The organism is Kitasatospora sp. LaBMicrA B282 (genome assembly GCF_050325825.1).
Taxonomy (GTDB): Bacteria; Actinomycetota; Actinomycetes; order Streptomycetales; family Streptomycetaceae; genus Kitasatospora.
The window spans coordinates 45,836-68,241 of record NZ_JBNQTI010000013.1; the positions used below are offsets into that span (position 1 = coordinate 45,836).

Annotated in this window: 19 protein-coding genes and 2 pseudogenes; 14 read left to right on the plus strand and 7 right to left on the minus strand. The window is 71.6% G+C overall.

Annotated features, from left to right (window positions below):
- The first annotated feature begins 161 nt into the window (after nucleotides 1-161).
- From ACQRUO_RS06580 to ACQRUO_RS06600, 5 genes are all read left to right on the plus strand, one after another.
- Nucleotides 162-761 carry an exosortase/archaeosortase family protein gene (locus ACQRUO_RS06580; RefSeq protein WP_428314780.1) on the plus strand — a complete coding sequence of 200 codons (600 nt, stop codon included), beginning with the start codon at nucleotides 162-164 and terminating at the stop codon, nucleotides 759-761.
- Nucleotides 758-2,125: a glycosyltransferase family 2 protein gene (locus tag ACQRUO_RS06585; RefSeq protein WP_428314781.1), complete on the plus strand. Its 1,368-nt coding sequence runs from the start codon at nucleotides 758-760 to the stop codon at nucleotides 2,123-2,125. Before ACQRUO_RS06580 ends, ACQRUO_RS06585 begins: the two co-directional genes overlap by 4 nt.
- Nucleotides 2,126-2,169: 44 nt before the next feature.
- Entirely contained in the window at nucleotides 2,170-2,889 is a 720-nt protein-coding gene (locus ACQRUO_RS06590) for a DUF642 domain-containing protein (RefSeq protein WP_428314782.1), read from the plus strand.
- Nucleotides 2,890-3,267: 378 nt separating this feature from the next.
- Nucleotides 3,268-4,260, plus strand: a complete 993-nt coding sequence (locus tag ACQRUO_RS06595; RefSeq protein WP_428314783.1) for a hypothetical protein — start codon at nucleotides 3,268-3,270, stop codon at nucleotides 4,258-4,260.
- 302 nt (nucleotides 4,261-4,562) lie between these two features.
- Entirely contained in the window at nucleotides 4,563-5,609 is a 1,047-nt protein-coding gene (locus ACQRUO_RS06600) for a PP2C family protein-serine/threonine phosphatase (protein WP_428314784.1), read from the plus strand.
- 127 nt (nucleotides 5,610-5,736) lie between these two features.
- On the opposite strand, the gene ACQRUO_RS06605 is transcribed toward ACQRUO_RS06600, so the two are convergent.
- Nucleotides 5,737-6,294 carry a hypothetical protein gene (locus tag ACQRUO_RS06605; RefSeq protein WP_428314785.1) on the minus strand — a complete coding sequence of 186 codons (558 nt, stop codon included), beginning with the start codon at nucleotides 6,292-6,294 and terminating at the stop codon, nucleotides 5,737-5,739.
- Nucleotides 6,295-6,523: 229 nt separating this feature from the next.
- On the opposite strand from ACQRUO_RS06605, the gene ACQRUO_RS06610 reads away from it, so the two are divergent.
- The 3 genes and pseudogenes from ACQRUO_RS06610 to ACQRUO_RS06620 all read left to right on the plus strand — a co-directional run bounded on the left by ACQRUO_RS06610 (nucleotide 6,524) and on the right by ACQRUO_RS06620 (nucleotide 9,369).
- Nucleotides 6,524-7,156, plus strand: a complete 633-nt coding sequence (locus tag ACQRUO_RS06610; RefSeq protein ID WP_428314786.1) for a hypothetical protein — start codon at nucleotides 6,524-6,526, stop codon at nucleotides 7,154-7,156.
- A 206-nt stretch (nucleotides 7,157-7,362) separates the two neighbouring features.
- A pseudogene (locus ACQRUO_RS06615) lies at nucleotides 7,363-7,695 on the plus strand (transposase); the annotation flags it as partial.
- Nucleotides 7,696-7,747: 52 nt separating this feature from the next.
- A pseudogene (locus tag ACQRUO_RS06620) lies at nucleotides 7,748-9,369 on the plus strand (ISAzo13 family transposase).
- 219 nt (nucleotides 9,370-9,588) lie between these two features.
- Here the strand turns inward: ACQRUO_RS06620 and ACQRUO_RS06625 are convergent.
- The 3 genes from ACQRUO_RS06625 to ACQRUO_RS06635 form a co-directional block, all read right to left on the minus strand.
- On the minus strand, nucleotides 9,589-9,987 hold the full coding sequence (locus ACQRUO_RS06625; protein ID WP_428314787.1) for an FHA domain-containing protein: 399 nt from the start codon (nucleotides 9,985-9,987) through the stop codon (nucleotides 9,589-9,591).
- Nucleotides 9,988-11,083: 1,096 nt separating this feature from the next.
- Nucleotides 11,084-11,335 (minus strand): hypothetical protein, encoded by a 252-nt coding sequence (locus tag ACQRUO_RS06630; protein WP_428314788.1) that lies wholly within the window; start codon nucleotides 11,333-11,335, stop codon nucleotides 11,084-11,086.
- 491 nt (nucleotides 11,336-11,826) lie between these two features.
- Nucleotides 11,827-13,317, minus strand: a complete 1,491-nt coding sequence (locus tag ACQRUO_RS06635) for an FAD-dependent monooxygenase (RefSeq protein WP_428314789.1) — start codon at nucleotides 13,315-13,317, stop codon at nucleotides 11,827-11,829.
- 70 nt (nucleotides 13,318-13,387) lie between these two features.
- Between ACQRUO_RS06635 and ACQRUO_RS06640 the strand changes: the two genes are divergently transcribed.
- A complete protein-coding gene (locus ACQRUO_RS06640) occupies nucleotides 13,388-14,044 on the plus strand; it encodes a TetR/AcrR family transcriptional regulator C-terminal domain-containing protein (protein WP_428314790.1) in 657 nt (218 codons plus the stop codon).
- A gap of 329 nt (nucleotides 14,045-14,373) precedes the next feature.
- Nucleotides 14,374-14,565: a hypothetical protein gene (locus ACQRUO_RS06645; RefSeq protein WP_428314791.1), complete on the plus strand. Its 192-nt coding sequence runs from the start codon at nucleotides 14,374-14,376 to the stop codon at nucleotides 14,563-14,565.
- Here the strand turns inward: ACQRUO_RS06645 and ACQRUO_RS06650 are convergent.
- Together ACQRUO_RS06650 and ACQRUO_RS06655 are read right to left on the minus strand one after the other, a co-directional pair.
- Nucleotides 14,544-15,863, minus strand: coding sequence for a helix-turn-helix domain-containing protein (locus tag ACQRUO_RS06650; protein ID WP_428314792.1), 1,320 nt, complete (start codon nucleotides 15,861-15,863; stop codon nucleotides 14,544-14,546). The genes ACQRUO_RS06645 and ACQRUO_RS06650 overlap by 22 nt on opposite strands.
- A gap of 1,004 nt (nucleotides 15,864-16,867) precedes the next feature.
- On the minus strand, nucleotides 16,868-17,563 hold the full coding sequence (locus ACQRUO_RS06655) for an alpha/beta fold hydrolase (RefSeq protein WP_428314793.1): 696 nt from the start codon (nucleotides 17,561-17,563) through the stop codon (nucleotides 16,868-16,870).
- Nucleotides 17,564-18,146: 583 nt separating this feature from the next.
- On the opposite strand from ACQRUO_RS06655, the gene ACQRUO_RS06660 reads away from it, so the two are divergent.
- Nucleotides 18,147-18,761 (plus strand): hypothetical protein, encoded by a 615-nt coding sequence (locus tag ACQRUO_RS06660; protein ID WP_428314794.1) that lies wholly within the window; start codon nucleotides 18,147-18,149, stop codon nucleotides 18,759-18,761.
- A 441-nt stretch (nucleotides 18,762-19,202) separates the two neighbouring features.
- Nucleotides 19,203-19,793: a restriction endonuclease gene (locus tag ACQRUO_RS06665; RefSeq protein WP_428314795.1), complete on the plus strand. Its 591-nt coding sequence runs from the start codon at nucleotides 19,203-19,205 to the stop codon at nucleotides 19,791-19,793.
- A 21-nt stretch (nucleotides 19,794-19,814) separates the two neighbouring features.
- On the opposite strand, the gene ACQRUO_RS06670 is transcribed toward ACQRUO_RS06665, so the two are convergent.
- Nucleotides 19,815-20,243: a hypothetical protein gene (locus ACQRUO_RS06670; RefSeq protein WP_428314796.1), complete on the minus strand. Its 429-nt coding sequence runs from the start codon at nucleotides 20,241-20,243 to the stop codon at nucleotides 19,815-19,817.
- A 30-nt stretch (nucleotides 20,244-20,273) separates the two neighbouring features.
- Here ACQRUO_RS06670 and ACQRUO_RS06675 point away from each other — a divergent pair, with 30 nt between their 5' ends.
- Both ACQRUO_RS06675 and ACQRUO_RS06680 read left to right on the plus strand, forming a co-directional pair.
- Nucleotides 20,274-20,552, plus strand: coding sequence for a SecDF P1 head subdomain-containing protein (locus ACQRUO_RS06675; protein ID WP_428314807.1), 279 nt, complete (start codon nucleotides 20,274-20,276; stop codon nucleotides 20,550-20,552).
- Nucleotides 20,553-20,936: 384 nt separating this feature from the next.
- Complete coding sequence (locus tag ACQRUO_RS06680) at nucleotides 20,937-21,854, plus strand: hypothetical protein (protein WP_428314797.1); 918 nt, start codon at nucleotides 20,937-20,939, stop codon at nucleotides 21,852-21,854.
- Nucleotides 21,855-22,406: the final 552 nt, after the last annotated feature.

Here is a 22,406-nt window from a genome sequence, read left to right on the forward strand (position 1 = left end):
CCGACGACCCCCTTCGACATCTGAGGTGTCCTTCGTGATTCCAGGTCCACGCCCACGCCCCACCGGGGGCGCCGTACCCCGCGTGCCGGTCGGCACCGCGCTCCGTGCCCTCGCCGTGCGGTCCGGCACCGAGGCGGCCCCCCGTGCCAGGGAGGGCCGTGATGGCGAGCGCTGAGCCCGCGCCGGTCCGCCGGACACCGCTGCTGCTGCGCGCGGGCAACCGCATCCTGCGGGACGCCACCGCCGCGGTGGCCTTCGTGGCCGCCGGTGCCCTGGCATGGCGCAACCACGCGGTCCGCGACCTGGAGGCCCGTGCGACCGAGCGAGCCGCCACCCAGTTGCTGGGCCTGCACCCCTGGGTCCCGTTCTACGAGCACGACGTCCTGCTGGTGACCAACAGGGCCCACGCCGTGGTCGGCATCCAGATCACCCCCGCCTGCACCAGCGCGGTCTTCCTGCTCCCGCTGACCGCGGTGGTCGGCGTGCTGCTCTGTCTGCGCCGCCTGCCCGCCGTCCGGGTGCTGTTCGCCGCCGCCGTCGCGGGCGCCGTCATGTGCGCCACCGACCTGGCCCGTCTGGTCAGCCTGATCGCCGCCCTCGCCTGGGCCGGCCATCGCGCCTTCGCCTGGATGCACGTGGTGGTCGGCACCTGGATGTCGATGCTGGGTGCCGTCGCCGGCCTGATGCTCTTCTGCCGCCTGCTGGTCGGCCGCTGGTGGCCCGCCCGCACCCCCCACAGCGCCCCGGAGGCCCGCGCGTGATCACCGTCCTGCTGATGGGCCTGACCAGCCTGGTCATCTGGCTCTCCAGCGCCTACTTCTTCATCATGCTGGGCCTGGGCGTGCGCCGGCTGCACCGGGAGAAGATCAAACTCCCCCAGCAGTCCCAGCTGCGCTACGGCAAACCGCACCTGGGTCGCCAGGACGACATGTTCGTCTACTTCATGATCCCCTGCCTCAACGAGGAACAGGTGATCGGCCACACCGTCGCCCGCCTGGTCGGCGACCGCGCCTCGCACGTCGTCGTCATCGACGACGGCTCCGACGACGCCACCGGGGACGTGGCCAAGCTCGCCGGCGGCGACGAGGTGACCGTGCTGCGCCGCGAGCTGCCCGACGCCCGACGCGGCAAGGGCGAGGCCCTCAACGCCGGCTTGGCGCTGGTGCGTTCCCTGGTCGTCCAGGGCAGCCTCGACCCGCAGCAGGTGCTGATCTGCGTCATGGACGCGGACGGCCACCTGTCCAACGGCGCCGTGCGCCACGTGACCCGCTGCTTCGAGGACCCCGCCGTCGGCGGCGTCCAACTGGCCGTGCGGATCCGCAACCGCGACACCTTCCTCGCCCGGGTGCAGGACTTCTACTTCTGGGCGATCGCCTCGGTCACCCAGTTCGGCCGCGCCACCACCGCCACCGTCAGCCTCGGCGGCAACGGCCAGTTCTCCCGCCTGACCGCGCTCGACGAGGTCGGCGCCCGGCCCTGGTCCCGCTGCCTGACCGAGGACCTGGACCTGAGCATCACCATGGCCCTGCGCGGCTGGAAACTCACCACCACGCCGCACGCCGCGGTCTCCCAGCAGGGCGTGCACAAGATCAAGGCTCTGGTGCGCCAGCGCGCCCGCTGGTACCAGGGCCACATGTCCTGCGGCCGGCGCCTACCGGAGGTCTGGCACTCCCCGCACCTGAACCACGTCCAGGCCACCGAGCTGTCCATGTACCTGCTCGTGCCGTGGGTCCTGGACCTGCCCTGGTCGATCCTCTGGCACGTCTCGCTGTTCAACTTCGTCGCGCACCTGCGCGACTACTTCATCGCGGACGCCGACTGGGCGACGACCACCCTGAGCGTAGCCCTGTGGTACCTGCTCAGCTTCGGTCCGGCCCTGCTCGCCTCCCTGCTACAGAAGCGCCGTTCCCCGGACACCAACTGGGCGCGCGCACTGCTGCTCGGGCACTCGTTCCTGCTGATGAACTACCTGTTCTTCCTGTGCGCCTGGAAGGCCGTGTTCGCCCTGGCGAGCGGCCGCAACGACTGGGCGAAGACCGACAGGGAGTTCGAGGAGGCCGGCGCCCTGCCGCCCCCTCGACGCACCACCAAAACCCTGGAGGCCGGCCCCACCCGGGCCGACTGACCCGGACACCGGCCCCAATCCCCTCCCAGAAAGGCACACCACACATGCGTGGAACCAGTCGGACCCTCAGAGCCGCGGCCCTCGCGTCGACCACCGTCGCCCTGCTCGCGGTCGCCGCCGGCCCGGCCATGGCGGTCCCGGCTCCGCTACCCATCGCCAACGGCAACTTCGCCACCCCGAGCGTCACCAACGGACCGCAGTCGTACCTGACCAACGCGATCCCGAACTGGAACATCACCACCGAGACCTACTCGAACCAGATGTGCCAGCGCACCGACGGCCTGCAGTGCATGGACCTCAACTCCGGCTCCCCGCAGGTCGCCAGCCAGCAGCTGATCAACGTCAAGAAGGGCGACGCCGTCGTCATCACCTTCGAGACCAGCCCCAACACCTGGAGCGGCTGCGGCGTCCAGCAACTCGCCGCCGGTCAGCCGTTCTCCGTCGGTGCCACCGGCACCCCGACCCAGCAGTACCGCGCCAACGGCGTCACCACCACCCAGACCGCCAGCTGGAGCACCCAGACCTACTCCTTCACCGCCACGCAGAACGCCCCCACCCTCAGCTTCATCTCCCAGGACAACGGCGCTGGCGGCTCCGCCGCCTGCGGCCCGCTGATCGCCAACGTCACCGCCACCGACGACCCGACCCCCAATGTCAACACCGTCCCGATCGCCAACCCGACCCTCGCCGGCGGCACCCTCGCCGCCGCCCTGGGCGCCGGCTACCTGGTGTACCGCCGCCGCAAGGCCGGCATCGCCGCCTGACGGGCGCCCACCACGTGTGGGGGGTGGGCATCAGGAGTGCCCACCCCCCACACGCTCGTGCCTCACCAGACTGCCACGTCGCGCGCGGCCAGGCCCCTCGACCACCGCGCCGACGCGTGCCCGCGCAGCAGTCCGACGACCGATCGTTCTCACCCCACTGGAGCGAACTGCCCCGGTGGCCAAGCCTCACGATCACGAACCACCTCCCAGCCGCGGTACGCCTAGCGGCCCCGGCAGCCCACCCGCCGACCCACCGCCGCTGTAGGCCACACGGGTCAACCCTCGGCCTCCCTCGACGCCCCACCTGACGCCCTCGAAGCCGGCGCCACCGCACCGGCTGCCCCGGGGACCCGCCCCACCCCGAGAAAGGACACTGCCTTGCGCAGCCTCCCACGCACCCTGAACGCCTGCGGCGCCTTGGCGGCGACCGTGCTGCTCACCGGCCTGAGTGCCGGCGCCGCGCACGCCCTGCCGGCCTCCGACGGCGTCCTCGTCGCGCACGCAGCCCCCCGCGCCGGCGTGAACATGTTCGCCCAGCCGACCGTGCCCACCACCGGGCTCGGCGCCAGCGGCTCCACCACCGTCAACATGACCACGGGCGACGGCTCCTCCGCCGTCCCCGGCGCGTCCGGGGACGTGCTCACCTTCACCGCCCCAGCCGGGGTACAGATCACCGACGTGTTCTGCGGCTCCGGTACCACCAAGACCATCGCCCCCGACGGTTCCAGCGCCACCTGCAACTCCACCGCTGGCGGTAACTGGGACGTGGGGCGCAGCATCTCCTACACCGTCAGCCCCAACGCCGCCACCGGCACGCTGACCGGCGGCGCCAGCCTCACCCAGGCCAGCACCGGCACCTCCACCGGCACCTGGGCCGTCAACGTGGCCCTGAACCAGCTCACCCAGCCCAGCGTACCCACCACCAACCTCGGCTCCAGCGGCTCCACCACCGTCAACCTCACCGGACCCGGCGGCTCCGGCAGCGTCCCCGCCCAGACCGGGGACGTGCTCACCTTCAACGCCCCGCCCGGGGTCCAGATCACCGACATCACCTGCGGCGACAACAAGCAGATCGCCCCCGACGGCTCCTGGGCCACCTGCACCTCCACCGGCACCAACGGCTGGAACGTGGCGCGCAGCATCTCCTACACCGTAAGCCCCAACGCCGGCGGCCCCACCCTGACCGCCCCGGCCAGCCTCCTGCGGAACGGCGCCTTCATCGCCAACGGCACCTGGTCCGTCAACACCAACGGCACCACCATCAACACCGTCCCCATCGCCGACCCCGCCGTCGCCGGTGGCACCCTCGCAGCCGCTGTCGGCACCGGCTACCTGGTGCACCGCCGCCGCAAGGCCGACAGCGCGAGCTGACCCACGCGCGCGGGTGTGAGGGGTGGGCACCTCAACTGCCCGCCCCGCACCCACCAGCCTGCCCCACCCCGAACACCCCCGCCCACCCGGCCTCCGCCACGGGCGGCGGGCCAACCGCCCACCCGTGCGAGACGATTACCGCCGTGGCCAACTCCGCTGACCCTCCACCAAGCGCCACCCGAGCGCCGGACGACCGCACCGAGCCTGCCGCACCCGCACCACTCCCGCGAGCCGAACGGGTGCACGACTCCCGCAGGACCGATCGCAACACCCCCCGCCCGTGGATGCGCTGCCTGCCGTGGTTGCTGATCGTCATCGCGGTCGGCTACGACCTGGCCACTCCCCTGCCCTACACCGCCGCCCCGCTACTCGCCGCCGCACCGCCGGCCGCCGCCGCGCTGCTCTCGCTCACCGAGACCGCCCTCATCGGCAGCGCCGTCGTCGCCATCTGCACCGTCCTGGCCCTCTTCCGCGACGACGCCCAGGGCCACATCGAGATCTGGCCCCAGCTGGGCGGTCTGGTCGCGCTCGCCGTCCTCACCACCGCGCTCAAACGCCGCTCCGAACACTCCTCCCGCCAGCTGGCCGGCGCCCGCGACGTGGTCGAGGTGCTGCAACGCGCCGTGCTGCCCGAGCCGCCCGCCCGGATCGGCCCGCTGCACTTCGCCTCCCGCTACCGCGCCGCCACCAGCCACGCCCGGATCGGCGGCGACTTCCTCGCCGTCCAGGCCACCCCCAGCGGCGTGCGGGCGATCATCGGCGACGTCCGCGGCAAGGGCCTGGGCGCCGTCACCGCCGTCACCATCATCCTGGGGGCCTTCCGGGTGCTGGCCGAGCTCGTGCCCCGCCTCGACTACCTCGTCGAGTCGATCGAGCACGCCCTCGACCGCGACATCCGCCGCCGCGGCGACACCGAGGACCCCGAGGCCTTCGCCACCGCGATCATCGCCCAGTTCGCCCCCGACGGCTCCTACGTCGACCTGGTCAACCGCGGGCACCCGACCCCCATCCTGCTCACCGACGGCACCGCCCGCCTGCTCGAACCCCCCGCCTTCGACCTCCCCCTCGGCATGGCCGACCTCCGCGCCACCGACGGCCACCACCCCCAACGCATCCTGCTGCCCACCGGCGCGACCCTCCTGCTCTTCACCGACGGCATCACCGAGGCCCGCGACGCGACCGGCGCCTTCTACACCCCGGAGACCTTCCTCGCCGGCCGCACCTTCGCCACTCCGGAAGACCTCCTCAGCGCCCTCCTCACCGACATCGCCACCCACACCGACCACAGCACCGCCGACGACGACCAGACCCTCCTCGCCATCACGCGTACCGCCCGAACCACGAGCTGAACATCGGTCGTGGTGGTGCACTGTGCGGCGTCCGCCCGCACTGTGCGGAGGGGCGAGGTACCGCAGCAGGTGCCGGATCGCCCGGCCCTGCGGGCGGCGCGAATCTTCGCCGACAACCCGTCAGGGTTCAGTCCCGCTCGAAGGACGGTGGCTGGGTGCGCAGTTCGTCACTACTGAACGGGTTGTCCGCCAGCTGTCCGTGGAAGGTGCGCACAAGGAACTCGACGACGCCCATGTCGTACCGCGTCCAGGTCGGCCCGGGCCTCCACGGGTCTTGGCGGATGACGACCGGCCACTGGTCCGGATCTCCGACCGGGCTCCAGAAGGCGATGTCGTCGGTCTGGCTGCGCCCCCACATGAGCAGGCCGCCTGGCTGCAGATAGGCGGGGTCGAGGCTCTCGTACTCCTTCTCGTCCTCGGGCGGCTCAGCCGAGAGCGGAAAGACACCGGGCCGCGTCCCGATCTCAGCGGCCGAAAGCGGGGGGTAGATACTGAGATACCGCGAGATCTCCCCCGACCCGTAGGTTTCCGCCAGCCACATGTAGTCCGCGGGCAGGGCCCTGCCGTACCCCCGCACGATCTCCTCCGGGCTTGGGACAGGCCACTTCTCAGCCGGCGGCTCAAGAAGCCGTAGCAGCTCTGCCTTCCACGACACGGGTATCCATCCCCTCACCGGCACGTCCATCGGCTGGCGAGGTTAGTGCACTGCCCTGTCAACGAGCCGATCGGTCGCCCCGTCCACCTGGTAGGCCCTTCCGGGGCGGCCCGGCCGAACCCCACCAGCCACGCCCCGGCCAGTGCCGCGCATCACTCGATCGGGTGATCTCGAGATCCGCGGCGAGCCTCGGGCCACAGCCGCCGCACCGATGCCCAAAGCTGGGCTGGTTCCCCGCCGCGGAGTTGAGGAGTTGCGGGTGCTCCTGCACTTCCTGACGTACCTGGTCCCGATCCTGCTCGCGACGATGGGTTCGCTCTGGCTCGGGGCGAGGTTCGGACGCCCCTGGACCGCCCAGGACGAGCAGAAGCAGAACTTCGAACACGTCACCTCTCTGGTCCGGATGCTGTTCGCGTTCACCCTCGCGTTCGTGGTGGTCCTGGTCTGGCAGAAGTACCAGGCCGGCCAGAAGACCGCGACCGCCGAGGCCTCGGCCCTGACCGAGGTCAACTGGGCGGCCCTTCAGCTGCCGGCCGACCAGCGCGACGGCCTGCGCCAACGCGTGATCGTCTACACCCACAAGGTCATCACCCAGGAATGGCCGACGATGCACGACCACGAGGCGATGGACACCGACACCCGCAACGCCTGGGACGACCTGCGCCGCTACGCCGAGCAACTGCCCACCGTCGACACCCGGACCACCGACTTCCAACACCGCGTGCTGACCCAACTCGAGAACGCCGGGACGGCCCGCCGCGACCGAGGCGACCAGACCCGGTCCGGGCTGCCGTCGGTGTTCTGGACGGGCCTACTCCTCGGTGCCAAACGCGGCTACATCTACCTCGGCACCGTCACCGCAGCAGCCCTCGTTATCTGGCTCCGCACATGATCGGCCGGACAACTCCTAGTACTCCAGTGAGAGTTCTTCGTTTTCCTTGGTCAGCGGCCTGGTGGTCGGGAGTGTAGCGGGGCCGTCCCGGGGGGCGGTGTTCGCCGGGATGTCGCGCGAACGAGTGCCCGCGCCGTATGTAGTGGCAACGACGTGGACAGTCCCCCGTTGTGAGCGATGATCTGGCGGATCTGTGGGACCGGGAACTGGACGAACTGTTCCTGCGGATCGGGGCCCGGTTCACCCGGGTCGAGCCCCGGCGGCGGATGCGGGACTACGTGCGTGGCCTGCTGGGTCCGGTGGGCCGCAAGAACAGCTGGCAGCTGGCCGAGTTCGCCGGTCACCCGGCCCCGCACCGCCTGCAGCACCTGCTCGCCGGCACCCGCTGGAACGCGGACGAGGTCCGCGACGACCTGCAGACCTACATCGCCGAGCAACTCGGCGCCGCTGACGGCGTCCTGATCATCGATGACACCGGCTTCGCCAAGAAGGGAACCGTCTCCGCCGGCGTGCAGTGCCAGTACTCCGGAACCGCCGGGGCTTGTATCTCAATTAGTGCTTGTTCAGGAGGACTTGGTGGGAGGGTGGACCATGACTGTGCGTCCGCCCGTCACGGTGTTACGGGCCAAGTTCGATCGGATCTTGCCGCACTTGGACGAGCGGCGACGTCGGCTCTATCTGGCCAGCGAGGTTGCGTCGATCGGCCATGGTGGGATCGCCCTGGTGGCGGCCTCCGGGATCAGCGCCGCCACCGTCGCGCGCGGGGTGAGCGAGCTGGCCGGGGACCCTGTGCCGACGAGGCGGGTGCGGGCCGCGGGAGCCGGCCGCAAGCCGTTGACGGTCACCGACCCCGGCCTGCTGACAGCACTCGAGGCACTGACCGATCCGCACACCAGGGGTGATCCCGTCTCCCCGCTGCGTTGGACCACCCTGTCGCTGCGGGCTCTGGCGTCAACCCTCGCGTCGCAGGGCCATCCAGTCAGTGCCGCCACCGTCGGGCGCCTGCTGCACAGCCTCGGCTACAGCATGCAGGGGACCGTTAAAACCACCGAGGGTGCCAGCCATCCCGATCGCGACGCTCAGTTCGCCCACCTCAACGCCACGGCCACCGCGTTCCTCGACGACTGGCAGCCGGTGATCAGCGTCGACACCAAGGCCAAGGAATGGCTCGGCAACCGTGACCGGCCCGGCCACACCTGACGGCCGGGCAAGGACCCGATCAAGGTCGACTGCCACACCTTCACCACCAGCGACCAGCCCGTCGCCATCCCCTACGGGATCTACGACATCGCCAACAACACCGGCTGGGTCAACGTCGGGACCGACCACGACACCGCCGAGTTCGCGGTGGAGTCCATACGCCGATGGTGGCAGCGCCGCGGACGAGTGCACCACCCGAACGCCACCCGGTTGCTGATCACCGCCGACGCCGGCGGCTCCAACGATCCCCGCCGCTGGACCTGGAAGAAGCACCTGGCCACCTTCGCCCTGGAGAGCGGACTGGAGATCACGGTCTGCCACTTCCCGCCCGGCACGTCGAAGTGGAACAAGATCGAACACCGGATGTTCTGCCACAGCACCGCGAACTGGCGCGGCCGGCCGCTCGCCAGCTACCAGGTCGTCATCGAGACCATCGCCGCGACAACCACACACACCGGGCTGACCATCGGCGTCGAGCTGGACACCGGCAGCTACCTCCTGGGCACCACCGTCACTCCCGCCGAGTTCCAGGCCTGCCGATCACACCCCACGCCTTCCACGGCGACTGGAACTACACCCTGGCCCCCGTTCCGCCCCGAATACCACCGAACCCGGCCCCCCCGGATCCACCCCGGCCTGACCGAGATGCTCAGCGATCCGGCCCTGACCGGCATGCCACGATCCGACTTCGAACACCTGGTAGCAGTCCCCGAGCCCTACTGGGACGCACTGGCAGAGGCGGCCTTCCAGCGTCGCTTCCACCGTCCGCGCAGCTATCTCCACCCACAGACCAACAGCCTGGACCACTACCACCGCCTCCTGACGGCGCGCCTACGCCGACGCAGGGCGATCACCAGCACCCTCCTCGCCCAGCTGCTGGGCGTCACTCGCACCAACCTCTCCAACCAGTTCCAAGACGGCCACCGCCTCCTGGACCTGCACCGCATCATCGTCACACCACTGCCTGGGCCACCCGCCCGGACCCTCGAACAGCTCCGACGCCGCCTGCCTGACGAGGACCACTAGGAAGATCAATCCTGACAGTTATTCAGATGCAAGCCCCCGGCCGGCCCGAGAACTGCCAGATCGGCGTCTTCGCCGCCTACGCATCCGCCAAGGGCCATGCCCTGGTCGACCGCGGGGCCCACGGTCAACCTGCCCCGCGAGCAGGCCGGATCTGGGGCCGCGAGCAGACCAGAAAGGTCAGGTGGCGCCCACCGCACCCGGAAAACTCACCCGTCAGTGCAGGTTGTGCGCACCGTGATGGTGGTCCACACACCCAGGTGGATGCGGTCGCCGTCCTGGAGTTCGATCGGCCGCCCAAGCTCGACCTCGTCGCAGGAACCGTTCATGAACGTGCCGTTCGCCGTCTCCTGCGCGATCAGCACCAGGCTGCCGTCGTCCTGCTGCTGCAGGTGCCCGTGGTGGTAGCCCACCCCCAGATCCTCCACGAGATCGATCTCCGGCGGCACCCGGTGGCGTCCCGCAGAGCTCCTGCCGATCCGGAACCTGTCCCCGTCCTTGATGAGGATCCGCCGCACCGCCAAGTCCGTAGGGAAGTCGGGGATCAGGTACTGCGCCCCGTACAACTCGAGGTTCCTGCGGTAGTACTCATGGTCGGCCTGGACCATCGCGACCCACCTCCCCGCCCGCGCCGGCGCGACGGACACCAAGGCCCCGTCCGCCGACGCCGGGTCACCTCCTCCGCACACCGCCGCGACGGCCGCCTGCAACGGCTCCCGGCCGGTCCATCCAATCTGCATCCGCCTGCTCCCCCTCGGACCCGATCGCGCGACCTCCGTCGAAGACGCCCAGGACCCACCGCTCGGTTGCGGCCAGACGGCAGACTCACGTGACGTTCAGGCGCAGGCGGCGACCACGGCACCGTCCTCGTCAACAACGACCCCACCGACACGCACGACTGCACCTGACCACCCGGCCTTCCCGGACCCACCGCCGTGCCGCAGACAGCGACCACGCGATCGGCACGTTGTCGGCACAACAAACCGGCCGAGCCGACCTGGTCGGGGGAGAGCGACAGTTACAGGCCGTACTCGCCACCGCCCGGAACCAGGTACTCACCACCGACAAGGCCACCACAAGGCGGTGCCATCCGACGGATCACCGGACGTCGCGTCCGCCCGAGGCGGGGGGATCCTGGGGGTGCTGCCCCGGCCACCTTGGCCGGGACCTGGAAGGAACGTATACGTATGAGCGGGCTCGGCTGAGTGCCGGGCAACACGGCCAACTGGAGGCCCTCGGGGTCGCCCTGTAGACCCTGACGGGTCCACGTTGAGGCAGGCGACTGTCTCCAGGTCGCCGGGCCTGGCCGAGGCGTCGTCCCCGGACAACTCCTCCCCCGTCCACCAGCACGCGGCCGCCGACCGGGGGCACGCGACGGTAGGGCACGAAGGCGTCGTCGATGTCGCTCCACCAGCGGTCGGCATCGTGGACCAGGCGCAGCTGCCCGCGGGTCGAGCTGCGCAGGACGCGGATGCCGCTGCCCCACGCCACGGCCGAGATGATCCGGGCGGCTGCCGGATCCGGCCCGTCCTCACGTAGTTCCAGGTGCACCCCTGTCAGCGGCAGCGGCCCGAACGGCGCTCCGAGCCTCGTAGGGCCGGCAGCTGGCCGGGAACGGGTTGCCCCGGATCACCCCGACCGGAGTGGCTGCCCCGGAACGGGCCAGCCGCTGTGCTCGAGTACCCAGACGCCGGGCCTGGTCGGCTATTCCGTGCCCTCGCAGGCGGCCCGGACGACCACCCACCACGTACCGTCGGCATACTGCCCGGAGCTGATCACCGGGCCCGGGTCGCAGGCGTAGTGGCTGATGGTCACGTCGGCTACCGCCACGGCGTCCTGGTAGGTGGCCCCCTTGCCCCCGACGTTCCAGAAGTGGGGCGGGACGGTCGGCGGTGCGGCCGTGGCGGGGGCGGCGAGCAGTGCACCGGCCGCGGTTGCCGCGAGCTCTCCGAGCAAGGCTTCCTCCTGGCGAAGAACGAACGGCAGATGAAGGAGCGGCCCTGGGCGTACGGGACCGGCCCCGTTGAAGGATGGTTCGCCCGTGTGGACAGCGGGATACATCCACCACCTGATCCACATACCTGCCATATGCTGCACATGTTCGCGAGAGGTTCTCTGTGGGCACCCGCGTCGCCTCCCGGAGAGCGCCCAAAGATCGACTCCCGGTATCCGCCGGCACGCCAGGCGCCGGGGCCGGCGCGGATCGCCACCGCTCGACACAGACGGTGCACGGCTGCGAGCGTGCGAGCGAGTTCGCCGTCCGCAGGCGGGAGCGGTCGCAGCCGTGGGCGGCCGGGGCGGCGGCTGAGTGGGCTCGTGCGACTGCCCGGGGCGTACCGGGCCACGTGGTGGTGGCGGTGACCTTGGAAGGCCACGTCGATGACCACCGCCCTGCCCGGGTCCGCGGACGGCGATCGCCGTGTGGGCCGCGCGGGCTCCGTCCGGCCTCAGCGGCCGAGGGCGCCCACGCGCGCCGCGTAGTCCGTGATGCCCCGGGCCGTCACGCCCGCCCAGCCCACGTATCCGTCCGGGCGGACGAGGAAGACGCCGGTGCCGTACGCCTCGTGGTCGGGGATGTCGAGCATCCGCACGCCAGCCCCCGCGAACGCGTCCGCGGGCACGTGTGCCCGTGTGCCGACGGCGAGCAGCGTCCAGTGCGGGCCCCGGAAGGCGTCGAAGAGGCGGATGCCGCCTCGCCGTCCGTCCGGGGCCCGGTCACCGGCCCGCAGGACGTGCGGGGCGAGCCGGGTGCGGGTCTCCACCGCGAGCGGGGATTCCCGGTAGCCCAGATCCAGTTGCTGGGTCGCCCGGCCGCGGCGGACCTCGCCGCGGTGCACCTGCGTGGACAGCTCCAGCATCCGTGCCGCGGTGGGCCGCCGCTCCTGCTCGTAGGTGTCGAGCAGCGGGTCCGCGGCCCGGCCGGCGAGCACCGCGCCCAGTTTCCAGCCCAGGTTGTAGGCGTCCTGGATGCTGGTGTTCAGGCCTTGCGCACCGGCCGGCGAGTGCACGTGCGCCGCATCGCCGGCCAGCAGGACGCGGCCGGCGCGGAACCGGTCGGCCAGCGCGGCCCGCGGCCGGAACTCCGAGGCCCAGCGCACGTCGGTCACATCCGTCGCGCTCAGGTGCGTACGGTCGGCGACCAGGCGGCGGATGCCCTCGATGGACGGGTCCGGCCACGTCCCTTCCGGGAACCTGGCGACGAGCTGGTACTGCTCGCCGCCGGGCAGCGGACACAGGGCCAGCAGGCCGATGCCCGGCCCCGCATGGGCGGTCCCGGCGTCGAGGGCCCCGGCGCCGGGGGGTGGGAAGACGTGCCAGTGGTCGCGGTCCAGGCCGGTGACCGTGACGTCGGCGACCAGCATCGGGGCCGGGTCCACTGTCTGACCGGTCATCGCGATGCCGAGCAGCCGGCGCACCGTCGAGCGTCCTCCGTCGGCGGCGACCAGGTAGCGCGCCCTCACGGGAACGCCCTGCGCGAACTCGGCGGTCACCTCGTCCGCGTCCTGCCTGAGGCCCACCAGCTCGCGCCCGAAGTCCACCGCGCCGCCCAGTTCGCGAAGGCGCCCGTGCAGTACTTGCTGGGTGCGCCACTGCGGCAGCATCAGCGTGCTGGGGTACGGCTCGGCCTCGCAGGGCTTGAGCGTCTCGTCGTACACGCGGCTCGTGCCCTGCGGTTCACCGTCCTTCCAGAACAGGTTCGGCGGATAGCGGCCGGCCACCGCACGGATCTCCGCCAGCACCCCGAAGTCATCCAGCACCTCCAGGGTGCGCGGCTGGAGCCCCTTGCCGCGCGAGCCGGGGAACAGCTCGGTGCCGCGTTCGACCAGGCGTGCGGGGATTCCACGCCGGGCCAGGTCCAGGGCGAGTGCGAGGCCGGTAGGACCGGCGCCGACGATCAGCACGTCGGCGTCGATCGGCCGATCGGTGTGGTGAGCCACGAAAGCTCCTTAACGTTGTTAAGTTCGGCTGCCCGCCCAGCCTGGCCTTAACAGCGTTAAACTGTCAACCGTGGCCCCGCAGCGAACCCCGAAACTCGACCGCCGACTGGTCGCCGACACCGCACTGAGGCTCCTCAACGAGCTCGGGCTGGACGGCCTCACGCTGCGCGCGATCGCCGCCGAACTGGATGTCAAGGCGCCCGCGCTGTACTGGCACTTCAAGGACAAGCAGGCGCTGCTCGACGAGATGGCGACCGAGATGATGCGCCGGATGACAGCCGAGTCCGCCCAGGGGACGCACCCCACGACGGACTGGCGCCAGGCATACCGCGTCACGATGAGCACCCTGCGAGCCCACCTGCTGCGCTACCGCGACGGCGCCCGGGTCTACAGCGGCGCCCGCTTCACGGACACGTCCTACGCGCCGGGCCTGGAGGCGAGCCTGCAACTGCTCACCCGGGCCGGCTTCACCCTGGACACCGCCACCCGCGCCTGGTACACGGGCTACACCTACACCATCGGCTACGTCGTGGAGGAGCAGGCCATGGGCCCCAACCCCTTCGACGGCACCGAGGGATACGACCTGGACGCCCGCGCGCAACGACTGGCCGCCTACCCGCTCGCCGTAGCGGCGGGCCGCGCGATGTTCCAGGACTTCGACCAGGGCTTCGAACAAGGTCTGAAGGCCGTCCTGGCCGGTGCCGAGGCGACCCTACTCCCCCACTGAGACGGCACTCGACGGGGTACTCCCCGAAACCGCCCGGCGTTGATCGATGCAGCACGGACCGGGTTTCCACGGTGGGGGGAACCCGGCGCGGCCACACACCCCGCCCGGGGCAGCGGGCTGGCGACCACCGGTGAGCCGCATCACCTCACAGGACTCTCGGACCGCCGGCAGCCGGCCCATGGCACGGCCGGGGTAGTGGAGTGGACCGCGCCGGCGATCGAGCAGGTCACCGGCCGCGGGATCGGCCCGGGCGGCGGCCGCGAGCTCCACGGGCAGCTGCGACTCCGCCAGACGGCCACGTGCTGATCGGCGCGGCCGGCATGGAGGGTGTGCCCGAGCCGACGGCCTGGGAGCGGATCGCGCCGGCCGCCGTGGTCGCGGCGGCAGCCGCGATGTCGACTACCGTCCTCGCCCACTTCGGGCGCCGGCTGCCGCACCTCGCCCGTGCGGTGGACGAGGCCATGACCGCTGGCCGCACCCACACGCCGGGCCGCCGCCTCTATCGACGTTCTCTCCAGTAGGCATGGAAGCTGCGGGCGATGAGAGTGGCGCGGTCGTCGGGGCCCAGCACGCGGATGGAGTCCGTGACGAGGGTCTCCAGCAGGTCGGCGGCCCGAGTCGCGTCCCCCGCCAAGCCCACGCTGCAGGCGTGGAAACCGCGGGCGATGAGCGTCTGCCGATCGTCGGCGCCCAGCAGACGGGCTCGGCTCTGAGTGAGCGCGGCGTACAACCCGGCGGTCACCTGCCAGTAGCCCTCGACGGCAGCGCCCATGCCGGCCAGGTCCAGCAGGTGGTCGAGGCGGGCCTGGGCAACGGCGCTGGCAGCGGCATCGTCCGGGTCATCCGGGTCCTCCGGGACAGCCCGGGGCCCCTCGAACGGGCCGACCAGGTCGCCGCCGGGCTCGGCCTCCGGACGCGGGGCGTGGCGGCCTTCCCGCAGTTCGTCGGTGATGCGCCGAAGGGTCTGGTCCTCGGCGTCGTTCACAGCCGTGGCCCGCGTCAGGGCCTGTTCGATGGCATCGCCCACCTGATCGGCAGGCTCGTGCCCGGTGTACGACGTGCCGGGCACCGACCGCGACTCGTCGTCGGTTCCGCGCTGGCCGGCGCGCAGCCGGTAGAGTTCATCGGTCAGTGTCCGTAACTGCTCCTGCGCGCCGGCAGCGAGGTCCTCGGCCTGCCTCTGCTTCTCCTGGGCACGGTGCAGTTCCTCCCTGGCCCGCCGTTCCTGATCCAGTGCACGCGCCAGGAGCCGCTCTGCACGGGCCAGTGGCTGCGGTTCGCCGGCAGCGTCGCGCAACCGGGCGTGCTCGGCGGACAGTTCCTGGACGCGTTGCTCCAGGCCCTGGAGCACCTGCAGCAGGACCAGCACCAGGCGGGCGGAATTGTTCGCCGTCCGTTGCAGCTCGCCGTGCTGCTCGAGCGACCCGGTCAACCGGTCGTACACCTCGGCCTGGTGCGATCGCACCCGGGCCGGTTCCACCAGGGTGAACTGCTCACCGGCCGGAACGGTGCGCCCAACAGGCACCGGGCTCCGGGCGGCCCGCAGCAGCTGAACCGCCTCGGCCTGCCGACGCTCGCGCAGCCGGGGCTCGGAGACGGTCGCCGCCACGAGGGCGGTCACGAACGACTGATCGGGAACCCTGCCGGCCAGATAGCGGTCGGCCTGTGTCCGGGACATCGGAATCCTCCGTGCGAGCTCGACCATCGTGAGCCCGCTCGACTCCACCTGTCGGCGCAGGAAGAGCGCCAGCGCCCTGGCTTCGTCCGTGTCCGCCCGAATCGGCCCCCACGGCCCGCCGCCGCGGCCCTGCCCCGCCATCCGCACGTCCTCCCTCCTACCCTTCCTGCCCGGCGCCACCAGACCCGCCCCCTGCTCCCGGCAAGCCGCTCCCCCACTCGCCACTCACTGCCCCGCCGCCCCCCGGGGGGGAGAATGCGGGAGCTGCGCGTAGGTACTGGCTGGTCGTCAGCCGACGGTCGCTGCTGGTGGGGCCGGGAGCCACACCTCAGGCCGGGGAACGGAGCTGCGGTGCCCACCACCAGGCACCGCAGCCCGACGGTAGTGGTCGGCGGTCGGCCGCAGGTGCAGTGGCGCTCAACGACGGTTGGTCTCCGTCTTCGATCAATCGGCGGCGGTGCCACCCAGGCGGGCTGCCCGACCGGGGCCAAGCGGACGGCGGGGCCAAGCGGACGGCGGGCCACTCCTCACGCCGGGCCAACGGGCAACGTCCGGTAGGCAACCGTCAGCCGATCCCGCCCACGCTCGCGGCGAGGTAGGCCAGGCGCCAGGCCAACTGCCGCAACAGTCCCGCGGCCAAGGAGAGCGACTCGCGCCGCGGTGGCTGGTCAGTGCCGAGGTCGGGGCCGTGGCGCTCTGACCTGCACTGATGTCAGGTCCGGCGCGAGACGGTGGCACCTCCAAGGCCACCAGCAACACCACCTGCGCGGCGCAGTTGTGCCACCGCCGGTCGTCAGCCGGCGGTCGGCGCCCGGGGGGGGTGGGTTGCTCCTCGCGCCGGGCGAGCGGGCGGCGGCCGGGCCGGTCGCGGTGGGCTCGGCCGAGGCGGCGGCACGGTCGGCAGCGGTGCGGCCCGGGCGTGGGTTGTCCGGTCGGGGCCGGCTGTTGCTGGGGGCCTGGGCCGAGGGGGCGGCAGATGGTCAGCGGGGGTGGGGCTCCTCGGGGCCAGCTGTGACTGAGCGGCTCACTTCGCGAGTCGAGCGTTGGTCGGGCACATTGTCGTCGATGGGCTCGACCAGTCCGGCGACGTCGCCTGCGACGACGCCCTTCCTGCACCGGATTACCGGAAACACCGGGCGGCGCGCTTACCGCCAGGAAGTGGTGGCGGCGATGATGGCCTGGGCCAAGGCCACGGGTTGATTGCGGGCAATGAGGTGCCCGGCGCCTTGGATGGGCCGGACTGTGGTGTGTGGAGCCAGGCGCAGCAACTGGTCGATGTCCTCGTCGGTGAGCGAGGATCCGTTGTCGCCATGGACGAGCAGGACGGGCAGGTCGAGTTCCGCGGTGACCTGCCGTAGCCGTGGAACCTGGGCGAGGATGTCCTCGACGAGCTCGGTGTGGGCGCCGAGCGGGCCGACGGAGGCGAGGAAGCGGCGGACCCTGGAGGGTTCGAGGCAGGGCACGACGTCGACCAGCACCAGCCCTGCCACCTTGGCTCGCACGGCCGGATCCGTGAGGGCGGCAATGGCGGCGAGCCCGCCGAGTGAGGCACCGACGACCACGGTTGCCGGTGGCTCGGCGTGCACCATCGCGGTGATGTCGTGCGCGCACGAGGACAGGGTCCGAGCACTGCCCTCGCTGTCACCGTGGCCTCGCTGGTCGAAGGCCACGCACCGGTACCCGGCGTCGACGAGGACCTCGCTGACCTGCCTCCACACCTGACGGCGTTCGCCGCCGGCGTGAAGCAGCAGGAAGGTTGGTCCGGCGCCGATCTCCTCCCCGCGCAGGATCGCATCGGGGCGAGTGATCCGTCGTGCTCGTGAGGCGGTAGCGCCGATCATGAAACTGACACCTTCCCTTCTCCTGCCGTACGCGTCCGTGGCCAGGCTGCCAAGGGGCCGGCCAGTGCCCCAGCTTGACGCGACACTTCACGTTGCCCGCAGGGCACGTTGGGAACGGTACCGCGACCTGTGCAGGTCTTGGTCCCAGGAGCACACGAGCACCCGCCCACCGGGCGCGGCGCGGCGGCCGATGCCGGCAGCCTCGGCCAGATGCCAACCCGACACATCAGTCCCATGACCTGACGCTCGCCCTCCCGGGCCCGCGGAGGTCGTAAGTCGACCATCCCGGTGAAGCCGGCCACCAGGACAGTGGGTACCTCGCCCTGGGCTCGGGCGGCGTCCAACAGTGCGGGCACGGCGTTGCGGCCAGGTTCCAGGTCGTCCGCGGCCCGGGCAGCGGCTGGGGTCAACACGGCAGCGCAGGCGTCCAGGGCCTCGCTCAGGCGGCCGGTGGTGAGTTGGGCATGCTCGCGGAGCGTGGCCGTGCTGCCGATCAACCAGGCCAGGGCCGCCTCGTCGGAGCCCCCTCCTCGGGGGACCGGTGCGCTGCAGCAGATCCGTGGCGACTACCACCTCGTGGTCAGTGAAGACCCACCGGCGTCGGTTGAGCGCCCGCCCGACCAGACCGGTGATCGCGCGGACCGCGTCGGTCAGCGGGGTCGCCGTATCATCCGAAGTCGCGTACTACGCCGATAACTTCCCTGCAGCCGTGCGGCTGTCGCGGGCAGCACTCGCCGAGACGGCCGTAGGCGACGACCTGTTCTCCACCGTCTGCCACCAGGCCCAGCTCGCCCGCAACCTCCACGCCTCCGGAGACATGGGCAGCGCGACACACTGGCTGGGCACCGCGCTGCGCAACTGCCTGGCCAACGGCTTGTGGATGCCGGCCGTCGATGCGCTCACCACCACCGCCCGGATCGAAGCCGACCGGCACAACCCATCGCGTGCGGCTACCCTGCTGGCCGCCGCCGACGCCCTGCGCCCCGGCACCGGCCGATTCCCGGCGACGGTCGAGCGCCCGCGGCTGAACGAGCTCGCCGACGTCATCCGTGCCCAGTTGCCCCGTGCCGACCACGCGCTCGCCCAGGCCGAGGGCCGCGGCATGAAGCCTGCTCAAGCGCTCAAGTACGCCCTGTACACCATGCACCATGGCGGCGATCACCAGCTGACGAGCGGCAACGGGCCCGGTCGGCGGTAGGAATGGCCACGCCAGTACTCCAGCACGTCGGGCAAGGCCGGCAGCATCAGCCGGCCCCGGCCGGCGCACTGCCTCACTCCAACGCCACGCCAGCACACTGACCAGCAAACTCCAGGATGGAATTCCCTCATCGCTGTCCAGACAGTCCGCGGCACAATGCAAGGAGTCCGGGACTGCTGACCTGCGGAAACGGTCCCCTCGGCCCTCGGGGGCACGAAGGTGCCGGCGGAGGTGCCCGGGGAGGTCTGGCCGGGCTCCCTATCCCGAGCGGGGCGAGGCCTCCGTCCGCCCCGGCTGGTGGTGGTCGGCCGTCCAGCTCGTCTCCCGTCATCGCATCCCGCGGGGCTGCGACGACCGTTCCCCGGCAGGTCCCCGACAGCCGGCCTACCGCCGCTGCGTGGCGACCCGACCGACTGGGCAGCAAGTAGGACAGCGCAGGGCATGACGAGGGGGACCGACGTGATGATGCTGGTAATCGTTCTGGGGGCGCTGGCCACAGCAGCGCTCGTCACCGGCCTGGTGCGTGCCGGCCGGCGGGAATCCGCAGCCGAGCGAGCCCGCCTGGCCGCCGAGACCGCTCTGGCCGCGCGCCGGTCCATGGACAGCATCTGGGCGATGGACGACCGGCAGTTCGAGGAGCACGTCGCCGTGCTCTGTCGCCGCGACGGCTGCACCGACGTCGAACGCGTCGGCGGCTCCGGCGACCTGGGCGCAGACGTCACCGCCACCCTGCCCGACGGCCGCCGCCTCGTCGTCCAGTGCAAGCACTACGCCCCGCGCCGCTCGGTCGGCAGCCGCGAGATCCAGACCTTCAACGGCACCGCCCGTCTGGAGCACGGCGCCGATGTCCCGCTGTTCGTCGCCTCCTGCGTGTTCACCAAACCGGCCCGGGCCTTCGCAGCCAAGCACCAGCTCACCCTCATCGATGTCGACCTGCTCGGATTCTGGAACAACGGCACACCACTGACTTCCATCCTCGACCTCGACATAGCCCGCTCCGGCACCAACCGCAAACTCGGACCAGCCCGCTGAGCGCTCACAGGCGCCAACCGATCAGTGCCGGCCGCCGGCGGGTGAGGGCCGGACGGTGGTGGTCTTCACCGCGGACGGCCGCTGGCCGGCGATGCGCTCCGGCAGGCCGCCAGGCAGCTCGCCCAGCGGGCCCAACTCGTCGGGCTGAAGGACCCTCGGGTGAGCACGGCCGCCGGCGCCCTCTCGCTGTCCGTGGTGGGCCCGGTCGGTGACGTGGCGGACGGGCTCGGACGCCAGCCGGTCCTGGAGTTCCGCCCCGGTCCTCGCCACGGCGCCGGCGCATGCCGTGCAGGCCCCGCGCCCGTCCCGCCGACGCAGGGCGGCGTTGCGGCGCAGCTCCAGCAGCGGTTCGGCGCGCTCGACTGCGGCGCGCCGGGCGCCGGCACGCCCGCGCCCGCCGCCACTGCGCCCGTCGCCGACACCGTCGCCTGCGGCGCCCCATCCTCCCAAGGGCCGTAGACCCCGCAGCTGAAGTTCGCTCTGGGACCGGCCGCCGGCACGGGCGCGGACATCGCGGACTGCACGGCCGGTCAGGACGCCGGCGGGGGCGACTGGCAGGTGCTGCTGCGGTTCACCCCGTCGAAAGCGGGGTCCTTCGCCACCCTCACCGGGCGCCTAACCGCCCGGAGCGACCCCGGCAACCAACTCGCGATCGTGCTGGACGGCGCCGTCGTCTCCCATCCCTATCGCTCGCAGGCCGCCACCGGCGGCGCCGCCACCATCAGCGCGGGCCTCACCGAGGACCTCGGCAAGGGATGACCCGGTTCCACGTAGCCGGCACTGGCACCAGCCCCGGCACCCTCGTCAACCACGTCCCCGACCTGCGAGAACTCCGAGGCTCCGGCTGCACCCCCAGCCGGGTCACCACTGGCTGAGGGCTCCCGCCGAAACCCGGACCGATCCTCCCCGCACTCCGACACCCCCGTCAGGGTGATCTTCGTTGTCGCGCGCACCGCGTCGGTTCGCGTGCGAAAGCCCAGGTCGGGAAGGGTGGTCCCGGTCCAGCCTCCCGGTCATGGGCCGCCGGGCGCTCCTGGCCGTTCCGAGCTCACCAGTCCCACGGGCCGACCTCGACGGCTCCGCCGTCCAGACCCTCACCAGCGCCTGGGTGCGCTGAACCACCCCAGAACAGGAACACCGATCATGACCACCGCGCTCGACACCCTCCGCGCCGCCCTCGCCGCCGGCTCCTACGAGCAGCGCGCCCTGACCGTGGTGCACCGCTGGTACACCGCCTACGAGAGCGACAACCGCAACCTCGACCATCAGGGCGAACTCGTCACCGACGACTTCACCATGCACCGCCCACCGGAAGGTGGACAGCCCGACGTCCAGGGCCGCCAGGCCTACCTGGACGGCCTCGCCACCCTGTACCCGGGCCAGTCCAACGCCCACCACCTGCGCAGCATCGCCATCGAGCACACCGGCCCCAACACCGCCCAGGCCACGGTCACCCACGACTTCGAAACAGCCGGCCCGAGCATGAACGGCGCCGCCCTGCTGCGCTACGACCTCCAACTCGTCCAACACCCCGCCGAGCACCTGCCCCGGATCAGCACCTGCGCCGAGCGGATCCTGTCCTACCAGGACAGGCCGTTCACCGACGCACTTACCGAGAACCGGGTCCTGGCCTTCGTCCACTACTGGTGCTCCCTCCTGGAGCAACCCCAGGACAACGCCGAGGTCCTGCGCGAACTGCTGCACCCCGAGCTGGCCATGACCCTGCCCGACGGCCGGGTCCTGCACACCTTCGACGAGGTCGCCGCCTGGTACGCACAGGCCGGTGAGCTGGTCGAGGTCAGCACCCACCACCTGATCGACCCGCAGGTCACCCCCGGCAAGGACGGCGACCACCGCCTCACCGTCGAGTTCGCCTGGGAAGGGATCACCCGCACCGGCCAGCCGATGACCGCCCGCACCCGCCACGACTGGACCCTCACCGATACCGGCGAACGCTACCCGCGCCTGAAGCGCTTCCACGTCACGACCCTGGAGCCGTTCACCCCGGCGACCGCCGAGCAGGCCCTCGCCCACCACACAGCCGCCACCCAGGCCAGCTGAAGCACCCGGCCACGGGCGGCCGCAACGCCGGGATCCGGCCTCAGACCGTCACGCTTCCCGGCCAGCTGGTGATCGCACGTAGTCATCGGTCCCATCCAACTCCTGGCCGCCTTCCCCGCTCCGGGTGCCGAACGGCCCAGGCTCGGAGGCGCCGCCGCCGGCGAGCCCCCGGTTCTCGGCGGTGCCGGCGGCGGCAGACGAGGAGGTACAACACTCCCGGCAGGCCCCCTCTCCGGTGACACCGGCGGAACCGCCGGAGACACCGGAAAAGCCGGTGCCCACCCTCCTGACCGCGTTCCCGCAACGCTCCCAAGTCGGTTCGCCGGTGGTGCTCGACGGCCTGGTCTGCCCCACCGGGAGTTCGACGACCACGCCCACCGGCACCGTGACCTTCACCGGCACCACCACCGGCACGACCCTGGGCACCGGACGCCTGGCCCGCCCCCTGGGACACTGCGCAGCCGCGGGCCCGGTCACCGCGTTCCACACCACCGGCCCGCACACCGTCACCGCCCCCACAGCGGCGACACCCTCTACCAGGGCAACAGCGGC